This window comes from Inhella sp. (assembly GCF_041912635.1).
In the GTDB taxonomy this organism is placed as follows: Bacteria; Pseudomonadota; Gammaproteobacteria; order Burkholderiales; family Burkholderiaceae_C; genus Inhella.
In genome coordinates, this window is sequence record NZ_JAYRMO010000006.1 from 172,866 (window position 1) to 182,864 (window position 9,999).

Here is a 9,999-nt window from a genome sequence, read left to right on the forward strand (position 1 = left end):
CAGAACCAGCGCTGAATTGCGATTCCCACCTTGTGCTCCCGATCCGTTTTGGGCAAAGGGTCGCGAGGGTAGCAGCCAGCCCACCCAAACTGGTGGGCCGGCCCCAGGGCGGGTGTGCGCTTTGCCGCACCGCGCTTTGGAGACAATGCGCGTCCTCCCGAGGTGACCCCGATGCCCGAGCAGTTGAGTTTGATGGATGACGTGCCCCCACCCCAAGCGCCCCAGGGCGGCGGGGGTGGCGAGGACGGTGATGCCCTGAATCTGGGCGAATACGCCCAGCGCGCCTACCTGGAGTACGCGCTCTCGGTCGTCAAGGGCCGGGCGCTACCGGTGGTCAGCGATGGCCAGAAGCCCGTGCAGCGCCGCATCCTCTATGCGATGTACCGCATGGGCTTGGCCTGGAGCGGTGCCAATGGCGCCAAGCCGGTCAAGAGCGCGCGCGTGGTGGGTGATGTGCTGGGCCGCTTCCACCCCCATGGCGATCAGGCCGCCTACGACGCCCTGGTGCGCATGGCGCAGGATTTCGCCCAGCGCTACCCGCTGGTGGACGGCCAGGGCAACTTCGGCAGCCGTGACGGCGATGGCGCCGCCGCCATGCGCTACACCGAGGCCCGCCTGACGCCGTTGGCGCGCCTGCTGCTGGAGGAGATCGACGAAGGCACCGTCGACTTCACGCCCAACTACGACGGCTCCACCGAGGAGCCGCAGGCCCTGCCGGCGCGCCTGCCCTTCGTGCTGCTGAACGGCGCCAGCGGCATTGCCGTGGGCATGGCCACTGAAGTGCCCAGCCACAACCTGCGCGAGGTGGCCGAGGCGGCGGTGAAGCTGCTGCGCGACCCCAAGCTGAGCGATGACGAGCTGTACGCCGCCATCCCGGGCCCCGACTTTCCGGGCGGCGCGCAGATCATCTCGGCATCCGAGGACATCCGTGCCGCCTATGCCAGCGGCCGCGGCTCGCTGAAGCTGCGTGCGCGGTGGAAGGTCGAGGACCTGGCGCGCGGGCAGTGGCAGCTGGTCATCACCGAACTGCCGCACGGCGTCTCCAGCCAGAAGGTGCTGGAGGAGATCGAGGAGATCTCCAACCCCAAGGTCAAGACCGGCAAGAAGGCCGTCACGCCGGATCAGCTGCAGCTGAAGAACACCCTGCTGGCGGTGCTGGACGGGGTGCGCGACGAGAGCAGCAAGGATGCCCCGGTGCGCCTGGTGTTCGAGCCCAAGAGCCGCACCGTGGCTGTGGAGGAACTGACCCAGGTGCTGCTGGCCCACACCAGCCTGGAAACCAGCTCGCCCATCAACCTGACGATGGTGGGCCTGGACGGCAAGCCGGTGCAGAAGACCCTGCGCGAGCTGCTGCTGGAGTGGCTGCAGTTCCGCCAGACGACGATCGAGCGGCGCAGCCAGCACCGCCTACAGAAGGCCGAGGACCGCATCCACATCCTCGAAGGCCGGCAGATCGTGCTGCTGAACATCGACGAGGTGATTGCCATCATCCGCGCCAGCGACGAGCCCAAGGCCGCGCTGATCGAACGTTTCCGGCTCAGCGACCGGCAGGCCGAGGACATCCTCGAGATCCGCCTGCGTCAGCTCGCGCGCCTGGAGGCGATCAAGATCGAGCAGGAGCTGAAGAACCTGCGCGACGAAGCCGACAAGCTGCGCGACATCCTCGGCAACCCCGGCACGCTCAAGCGCCTGATGGTCAAGGAGATCGAGGCCGACGCCAAGCAGTTCGGCGACGCGCGCCGCACCCTGATCCAGGCCGAGAAGCGTGCCGTGGCCGAGCTCAAGGTGGTGGACGAGCCTGTCACCGTGGTCCTCAGCCAGAAGGGCTGGGCGCGCGCGCTCAAGGGCCATGAGGTCGACACCAACGGCCTGGGCTTCAAGGCCGGCGATGCGCTCTACGGCGCCTTCCGTTGCCGCAGCGTGGACACGCTGATCGCGCTGGGCTCCAGCGGGCGCAGCTACTCGGTGGCGGTCTCGGCCCTGCCGGGCGGCCGGGGGGATGGTGCGCCGGTGACCAGCCTGATCGAACTCGAACCGGGCACCCAGCTGCTGCACTACATCGCCGGCCCGGCCGGGCAATCGGTGGTGCTGGCCGGCAGCGGCGGCTACGGCCTGGTGGCCACGGTGGGCGACCTCACGGCTTCCAAACGCGTCGGCAAGGCCTTCCTGAGCCTGGAGCCGGGCGAGCTGCCGCTGCGCCCCTGCGTCGTCAGCCCGGAACAGCCCCAGCTGGCCTGCCTGGCCGAAGACGGCCATCTGCTCACCTATGCGGTGACCGAGCTCAAGCTCCAGCCCAAGGGTGGCCGCGGCCTGATGCTCATGGAGCTGGCGCCCAAGGTGGCGCTGCAGGCGGTGTGCTGCTTTGCCAGCGGCCTGCTGCTCAGCGGCATCGCACGCGGCAACAAGCCAAAGGAAGAGTTGCTGCGTCTGTCCGGCCTGGCGGCCCATGCCGGCAAACGCGCGCGCAAGGGCAAGCCGGTGGAAGGTTTCAAACAAGTCACCGGCATGGTGGCGGGGGTCAAGGAATGAAAGCGATCTGGAAAGGCGTGGTGCTGGCCGAAAGCGCCGACACCCTGGTGATGGACGGCAACCACTATTTCCCCGCCGCCTGCCTGAAGCGCGAGTTCACCACCTTCAGCAACCACCGCTCACGCGGCGCCTATGGCGAGGAGCAGTGGCTGAGCCTGTTCGTCAATGGCGACCTGCTGCCGGATGCGATCTGGTTCCACCCGGACCCCAGCCTGGATGTGCTGAAAGACCGCGTGGCCTTCGTGCGCGGCGTGACGATCGCCGACTGAGCCCGGCATCGCGACAATCACGGCCTTTTCACGGGCCGGTGCTGGCCATGCCGCACCGGCCCTTGCCATTCCCCCACCATGAAACACACCCTTGCCCTGGCGCTGGTCGCCGCCTTCAGCCTCGCCCAGGCCGATGAACAGCCGCTGACCCAGCTGCCCTACACGCCCAGCCTGGACGTCTCGGCCATGGATCGCAGCGTCGACCCCTGTGAAGACCTGTACCAGTACGCCTGCGGCGGATGGATGAAGAACAACCCCATCCCCGCCGACGAGGCGCGTTGGGCTGTGTACTCCAAGGTGGCGAACGAGAACCGGCGCTACCTGTGGGGCGTGCTGCAGGAGCTGGCCCAACCCGCCACCACCGCGCGCAGCGCCCAGCAGCAACAGCTGGGCGACTACTTCGGCGCCTGTATGAACGAGCAGGCCGTGAATGCCGCCGGCCTCAAGCCCCTGCAGCCGCTGCTGGATCGCATCGACGCCCTGCAGGACAAGCGCCAGCTGCCGGCCCTGTTGGCCGCGCTGCACCTGCTGCTGGACAACGAGCGCGCCTTCTTCCGCTTCGCCAGCGGCCAGGACTTCAATGACGCCACCCAGGTCATCGCCTACGTCTCCGCCGGCGGCCTGGGCCTGCCCGAGCGCGACCTCTACCTGAAGAGCGATACGCGCTCGCGCAAGCTGCGCGCCGAGTACCAGGCCCATGTGGCGCGCAGCCTGGCGCGTGCCGGTGCCACGGCCGAGCAGGCGCAGCGGCAGGCGCGTAGCGTGCTGTCCTTCGAGACCGAGCTGGCCCGCGCCACGCTCAGCCCGGTGGAGCGACGTGACCCCTACAAGCTCGCGAACCGCCTCAGCCTCGAACAGCTGCAGGCCCTGACGCCCGGTTTCGACTGGGCCGCCTACCGCAGCGCCCTGGGTGTGGAGCAGGCCCTGCCGGTGCTGAACGTGACCGAGCCGCGCTTCATCAAGCGCTGGGCGGCGCTGCTGCAGCAGACCGACCTGGCCGCGCTAAAGACCCTGCTGCGCTGGCAGGTGCTGAGCAGCCAGGCCGAGTTCCTGGACGCCGGCTGGCAGGCCGAACAGTTCGGTTTCTACGGCAAGGCCCTGCAGGGAGTGCCGGTGCAGAAGGCGCGCTGGAAGCGCTGTGTGGAACTGGTGGACGCGCAGCTGGGCGAGGCCCTGGGCCAGGAGTTCGTGGCGCGCAACTTCAGCCCGGAGCTGAAGGAGCGCGTCATCAAGATGACCGACCAGATCAAGGCCGCGATGGCGCGCCGCATCGAGGCGCTGGACTGGATGAGCCCGGCCACCAAGGCGCGCGCGCAAGAGAAGCTTGCCAGCATGGTCAACAAGGTCGGCTACCCGGACAACTGGCGCGACTACAGCGCCTTCCAGGTGCGGGGGGATGACTTCCTCGGCAATCTGCAGCGCGGCAATGCCTTCGAGCTCAAGCGCCAGCTGGCCAAGATCGGCAAGCCGCTGGACCGCGGCGAGTGGGGCATGACACCGCAGACGGTGAATGCCTACTACAACGCCCAGATGAACGACATCAACTTCCCCGCCGCGGTGCTGCAGCCGCCGCTGTACGACGCCAAGTTGGACGATGCCCCCAGCTACGGCAATACCGGCGGCACCATTGGCCACGAACTGATCCATGGCTTTGACGATGAAGGCCGCCAGTTCGACGCCCAGGGCCGCCTGAAGGACTGGTGGACCACCCAGGACGCCAAGGCCTTCGAGCGCCGCGCCGCCTGCGTGAGCCAGCAGTACGGCCAATACACGGTGATCGACAAGCTCAAGATCAACAGCCAGCTGACTCTGGGCGAGGACCTGGCCGACCTCGGCGGCCTGGTGCTGGCGCTGGAGGCCTGGAAGGAGCAGATCAAGGGCATGAGCCTGGAGAACCGCGATGGCCTGACGCCCGAGCAGCGCTTCTTCGTCGGCTTTGCGCAGTGGGACTGCAGCCACGCCCGCCCCGAATACGCGCGCTTGCACGCCGCCACCGACCCGCATTCCCCCGGCCGCTACCGCATCAACGGCGTGGCCGTGAACATGCCCGAGTTCGCCCAGGCCTTTGCCTGCAAGCCGGGGCAGAAGATGGTCAAGAAGGACGCTGAGCGCTGCCGCGTCTGGTGATCAGGACAGGTAGCGCTGACGCAGTTCGCGCAGCTCTCCGCTCTCGCGCAAGGTCTTTAGACCGCGGTCGATCAGTGCCCGCAGGGCCTCGCCTTGCGGGTGCTGGCGCGAGATCAGCATGTGGAACTCGCCACGCGCCAGGCCCGGAATGGGTGCGTGGCCCAGGTCCGGGTCGCCCAGCAGGTCGCGTCCCAGGCGCTTGAAGCCGGCCACGGCCTCCAGCTTTTCGATGCCGATCTCGCAGCGGCCCGCGTGCAGCTTGGCAATGACGCGTGAGAAGTCCAGTGCGCCGCGGTCCACCTGTTCATCGCTAAGCCCGTAGGCGCTGTAGTTGTAGCCATGCACGCCGCAGATGTGATAGCGGGTGAGGTCGGCCACATCGCGCAGCTGCAAGCCACGCGGGTACACCTTGCGTGAGTAGAAGTAGGTGTGGGTGGTCTCGTAATAGGGCTGGCTCAGCAGGAAACGCGCCTCGCGCTCCGGACTGAAGCTGGCGTTCAAGGCCATCTGGAATTGCTGGCCCGACTCGACCTCGCGCAGGCAGCGCACCCAGGGTAGCAACTCCACCTTCAGGGTGATGCGCTGCGGCGCCAGGATGCGACGCAGCACCTCCACGGAGAAGCCCACCACCTTGGCCTGCGCCTGGCCGCGCGCATCACGTTCGCGGTAGGTAAAGGGCGGCCATTCGGCCACGTCGTCACACACGGCCACCGTTGCCAGGGCCGGGTTGGCCAGGACGCCCCCGCTGCCAAGTGCGATCAGGGACAGGAATACGGGGGCGAGACGGAGCTTGGGCATCGGCTGTCAGCGTACGGGCGCGCGCCAAAGCGCGCGTGACAGATTGGTACAAAACCGACAAACCCGCCTGTGCATTTCTCACGGCCAGAGCGTGCACCGGCTCATTGCGGCACGCACTGGTCAAAGCCTTCGTTTTGAAAGTAGTGATAGGCTGTAATCACGCGAAGATTCCTTCATCAACGAAGCTTTAGAGTGAACACCATGCGCCTTGACCTCACCACCCTCCACCTCGTGCTGGCCATCGAGCGCACCCGCTCGATCACCGCCGGTGCCAAGGCCGAGCATCTGGCGCTTGCGGCCGCCAGCAAGCGCCTGGCGGACCTGGAGACGCGCCTGGGGGTCAAGCTGTTCGAGCGCCGCGCCCGTGGCGTGGAGCCCACCGAGGCCGGCCGCGCGCTGGTGCGCCACATCCGCACCCTGCAGGCCAGCCTGCACGCGATGGAATCCGAGGTGGTGGAGTTCGCACGCGGCATCAAGGGCCATCTGCGCATCGTGGCCAATGGCGGCGCGATTGCCGAATGCCTGCCGGCCGACCTGGCTGCGTTCTCCAGCCGCCACCCGCAAATCCGCATCAGCCTGGAAGACCTGACCAGCGCCGAGGTGCAGGCCGCCGTGGCCGAGGGCCGGGCGGACGTGGGCATCTTCACGCCGCCGGTGCTGGACAACCGGCTCACGCACCAGATCTACCGCATCTCGCGCCTGGCTGTGGTGGTGCCGCGCGGGCACGCGCTGGCCAGCCTGAACGTGGTGCGCTTCGACGACCTGCTGGACCACGACCTCATCGGTCTGCACGCCGGCGCTGCCGCCCAGGAACTGATGCGCGAGCAGGCCGCCGCACGCGGCAAGACCCTGCGCGCCCGCCTGCAGGTGCGCGGCTTCGATGCCATCGCCCAACTGGTGGAAGCCGGCCTGGGCGTGGCAGTGATGCCGCGCGGCCCGGCCGAGCGCTTTGCGCAGCTCTTCGAAGTGGAATGCCTGACCCTGGCCGAGCCCTGGGCCGCACGCGAATACCGCCTGGCCACGCCGCGCCAGGAATCCCTGCCCACCGTGGTGCAGCGCTTCGTGGAGGCGCTCTGCCCGCCCCAGGCGGCTGCCGCCGCCGAGGCCGCCCTGGCGGCCGCCCGATCCGATTTAGCCTCCAGAAAAGACTGAGAACGTGGCCAAGACCCTGTACGACAAGCTCTGGGACGAGCATGTGGTGCGCCGTGAAGACGACGGCACCAGCTTGCTCTACATCGACCGCCATCTGCTGCACGAAGTGACCAGCCCGCAGGCCTTCGAAGGCCTGAGCCTGGCGGGCCGCAAGGTCTTCCGTCTGGCCGCCAACTTGGCGGTGAGCGACCACAACGTGCCCACCACCGACCGCAGCGCCGGCATTGCTGACCCGGTGAGCAAGCTGCAGGTCGACACGCTCGATGCCAACTGCGACAAGCACGGCATCCGCCAGTTCAAGATGAGCGACCGCCGCCAGGGCATCGTGCACGTCATCGGCCCCGAGCAGGGTGCCACGCTCCCCGGCATGACGGTGGTCTGCGGCGACAGCCACACCTCCACCCACGGCGCCTTCGCCGCGCTGGCGCATGGCATCGGCACGTCCGAGGTGGAGCATGTGCTGGCCACGCAGTGCCTGCTGGCCAAAAAGGCCAAGAACATGCTGGTGCGCGTGAACGGCCGGCTGCAGCCGGGTGTGAGCGCCAAGGATCTGGTGCTGGCCATCATCGGCCGCATCGGCACGGCGGGCGGCACCGGCTACACCATCGAATTCGGTGGCGAGGCCGTGCAGGCCCTGAGCATGGAAGGCCGCATGACGGTGTGCAACATGGCCATCGAGGCCGGGGCGCGCGCCGGCCTGGTGGCGGTGGACGACACCACCATCGAGTACCTGCGGGGCCGCCCCCTGAGCCCCAGCGGTGCCGATTGGGACGCCGCCGTGGCCTACTGGCGCACCCTGCACAGCGATCCCGATGCCCACTTCGACACCGTGGTGGAGCTGGACGCGACCCTGATCGCGCCGCAGGTCAGCTGGGGCACCTCGCCCGAGATGGTGTTGCCAGTGGACGCCTTTACGCCCGAACCCTCGCGTGCCAGCGACGCCGTGCAGCGCGATGCCCAGAACCGCGCCCTGCAGTACATGGGCTTGCAGCCGCACCAGCGCATCGATTCCATCGCCGTGGACAAGGTCTTCATCGGCTCCTGCACCAACAGCCGCATCGAAGACCTGCGCGAAGCTGCGGCCGTGGTGCAGCGCGTGGGCGGCAAGGTCGCCAAGGGCATCAAGCTGGCCCTGGTGGTGCCGGGCTCGGGCCTTGTGAAGGCCCAGGCCGAGGCCGAAGGCCTGGACCGCGTGTTCAAGTCGGCCGGTTTCGAGTGGCGCGAGCCGGGCTGCTCAATGTGCCTGGCCATGAATGCCGACCGCCTGGAACCCGGTGAGCGCTGCGCCAGCACCAGCAACCGCAATTTCGAAGGCCGGCAAGGCGCCGGCGGACGCACCCACCTGGTGAGCCCGGCCATGGCGGCCGCGGCGGCCATGAAGGGGCGCTTCGTGGATGTCCGCAAGCTGAACTGATGCTTCGGGAGCGCGGCATGATTTCGGTCTGTCCGCATTCCCCTGAGGCAAGACCATGAAAAAGCTGTTGACCCTGATCCTCACCCTGACCGTTCTGGCGGGCTGCAACACCATGAAAGGCTTCGGCCAGGATGTGCAGAAGGTGGGCGAAAAGATCGAGGGCGCTGCCAAGAAGTAAAGGGTCTGCTGGCATGTGAATCACCCTCGCGTGAGGCCCAGGAAGCGGGCCAATCTAGGCGCCGAAGCGCAGCTGTGGCGCTCCCCCAGCAAGCTTCGGCAACAACGAGTGGCCCGCTTCCTGGGCCTCACCCGAAGGGCCGGGTTGCCCAAGGCCACTGGCGGTTGTTGCGCCGCTCGCCCTGGCGTCCAGCCAGGGCTGCGCGCCGCGCCGACGCCAGCAGCCGGGGGTAACCCGGCGCGAGGGTGATTTACATGTCAGCAGACCCTTGGCCCAGGGTGACCCCTGGGCATGGAGAAACGATGCAAGCCTTTCGCCAGCACCAGGGGCTGGTGGTGCCCCTTGACCGGGCCAATGTCGACACCGACGCCATCATCCCGAAGCAGTTCCTCAAGTCCATCCTGCGCACCGGCTTCGGCCCGAACCTGTTCGACGAGTGGCGCTATTTGGACCGCGGCGAGCCCGGCCAAGACCCGGCCCGCCGCCGCCCCAATCCGGACTTTGTGCTGAACCAGCCGCGCTACGCCGGCGCCAGCATCCTGCTGGCCCGCGCCAACTTCGGCTGCGGCTCCAGCCGCGAGCACGCACCCTGGGCCATCCAGCAATACGGCATCCGTGCGCTGATCGCCCCGAGCTACGCCGACATCTTCTTCAACAACTGCTTCAAGAACGGCCTGCTGCCGGTGGTGCTGCCGGCCGAGGTGGTGGATCAGCTGTTTGCCGCCGTGCAGGCCACGCCTGGCTACCAGCTCACCGTCGACCTGGAGCAGCAGGTGGTACGCACGCCCGAGGGCACTGAGCACCGCTTCGATGTCGAGCCCTTCCGCAAGCACTGTCTGCTCAACGGCCTGGACGACATCGGCCTGACCCTGCAGCACGCCAAGGAGATTGAGGCCTACCAGGCCAAGCGACTGGCGGAAAAGCCCTGGCTGAAGAAGGAGTTGTCGGCATGAGCGCGAAGCTGATTGCGGTGCTGCCGGGCGATGGCATCGGCCCGGAAATCATGGCCGAGGCGGTGAAGGTGTTGCAGGCCCTGGACCTGAACCTGCAACTGGAAGCCGCACCGGTGGGCGGCGCGGCCTATGAGGCCAGCGGCCACCCGCTGCCCGACACCACGCTGAACCTGGCCAAGAAGGCGGACGCGGTGCTGTTCGGCGCTGTGGGCGATTGGAAGTACGACAAGCTGGAGCGCGCGCTGCGCCCCGAGCAGGCCATCCTGGGCCTGCGCAAGCACCTGGGCCTGTTCGCCAACTTCCGCCCGGCGCTCTGCTACGCGCAGCTGACCCACGCGTCCAGCCTCAAGCCCGAGTTGGTGGCCGGACTGGACATCCTGATCCTGCGCGAGCTGACCGGCGACATCTACTTCGGCACCCCGCGCGGCCGCCGCACCGCGGTGGATGGTCATTTCCCCGGCGCCGAGGAAGCCTTCGACACCATGCGCTACTCACGCCCGGAGATCGAGCGCATCGCCCACCTGGCCTTCCAGGCCGCCCGCAAGAGGCGCGGCAAGGTCACCAGTGTGGACAAGGCCA

At 67.9% G+C, this 9,999-nt stretch carries 9 protein-coding genes; 8 read left to right on the forward strand and 1 reads right to left on the reverse strand.

What is annotated here, in order from left to right; genetic code table 11:
• Positions 1-192: 192 nt before the first annotated feature.
• The 3 genes from parC (at position 193) to ACE3QP_RS05470 (ending at position 4,925) form a co-directional block, all read left to right on the forward strand.
• Positions 193-2,529 carry a DNA topoisomerase IV subunit A gene (parC, locus tag ACE3QP_RS05460; protein WP_374434233.1) on the forward strand — a complete coding sequence of 779 codons (2,337 nt, stop codon included), beginning with the start codon at positions 193-195 and terminating at the stop codon, positions 2,527-2,529.
• Positions 2,526-2,798 carry a DUF427 domain-containing protein gene (locus ACE3QP_RS05465; RefSeq protein ID WP_374434214.1) on the forward strand — a complete coding sequence of 91 codons (273 nt, stop codon included), beginning with the start codon at positions 2,526-2,528 and terminating at the stop codon, positions 2,796-2,798. The genes parC and ACE3QP_RS05465 overlap by 4 nt, the downstream gene beginning before the upstream one ends.
• Before the next feature lie 78 nt (positions 2,799-2,876).
• Positions 2,877-4,925, forward strand: a complete 2,049-nt coding sequence (locus tag ACE3QP_RS05470; RefSeq protein WP_374434216.1) for a M13 family metallopeptidase — start codon at positions 2,877-2,879, stop codon at positions 4,923-4,925.
• On the opposite strand, the gene ACE3QP_RS05475 is transcribed toward ACE3QP_RS05470, so the two are convergent.
• Complete coding sequence (locus ACE3QP_RS05475) at positions 4,926-5,723, reverse strand: substrate-binding periplasmic protein (protein ID WP_374434218.1); 798 nt, start codon at positions 5,721-5,723, stop codon at positions 4,926-4,928.
• Positions 5,724-5,924: 201 nt separating this feature from the next.
• Between ACE3QP_RS05475 and ACE3QP_RS05480 the strand changes: the two genes are divergently transcribed.
• From ACE3QP_RS05480 to ACE3QP_RS05500, 5 genes are all read left to right on the forward strand, one after another.
• Positions 5,925-6,875 (forward strand): LysR family transcriptional regulator, encoded by a 951-nt coding sequence (locus ACE3QP_RS05480; RefSeq protein ID WP_198110081.1) that lies wholly within the window; start codon positions 5,925-5,927, stop codon positions 6,873-6,875.
• Positions 6,876-6,879: 4 nt separating this feature from the next.
• Positions 6,880-8,289 carry a 3-isopropylmalate dehydratase large subunit gene (gene leuC / locus ACE3QP_RS05485; protein ID WP_374434220.1) on the forward strand — a complete coding sequence of 470 codons (1,410 nt, stop codon included), beginning with the start codon at positions 6,880-6,882 and terminating at the stop codon, positions 8,287-8,289.
• A 55-nt stretch (positions 8,290-8,344) separates the two neighbouring features.
• Positions 8,345-8,467, forward strand: coding sequence for an entericidin A/B family lipoprotein (locus ACE3QP_RS05490; RefSeq protein WP_198110079.1), 123 nt, complete (start codon positions 8,345-8,347; stop codon positions 8,465-8,467).
• A gap of 302 nt (positions 8,468-8,769) precedes the next feature.
• Positions 8,770-9,420: a 3-isopropylmalate dehydratase small subunit gene (leuD, locus tag ACE3QP_RS05495; protein WP_374434222.1), complete on the forward strand. Its 651-nt coding sequence runs from the start codon at positions 8,770-8,772 to the stop codon at positions 9,418-9,420.
• Positions 9,417-9,999, forward strand: a 583-nt coding sequence (locus tag ACE3QP_RS05500; protein WP_374434224.1) for an isocitrate/isopropylmalate family dehydrogenase, incomplete at its 3' end; no start/stop codon positions are given. The genes leuD and ACE3QP_RS05500, both read left to right, overlap by 4 nt.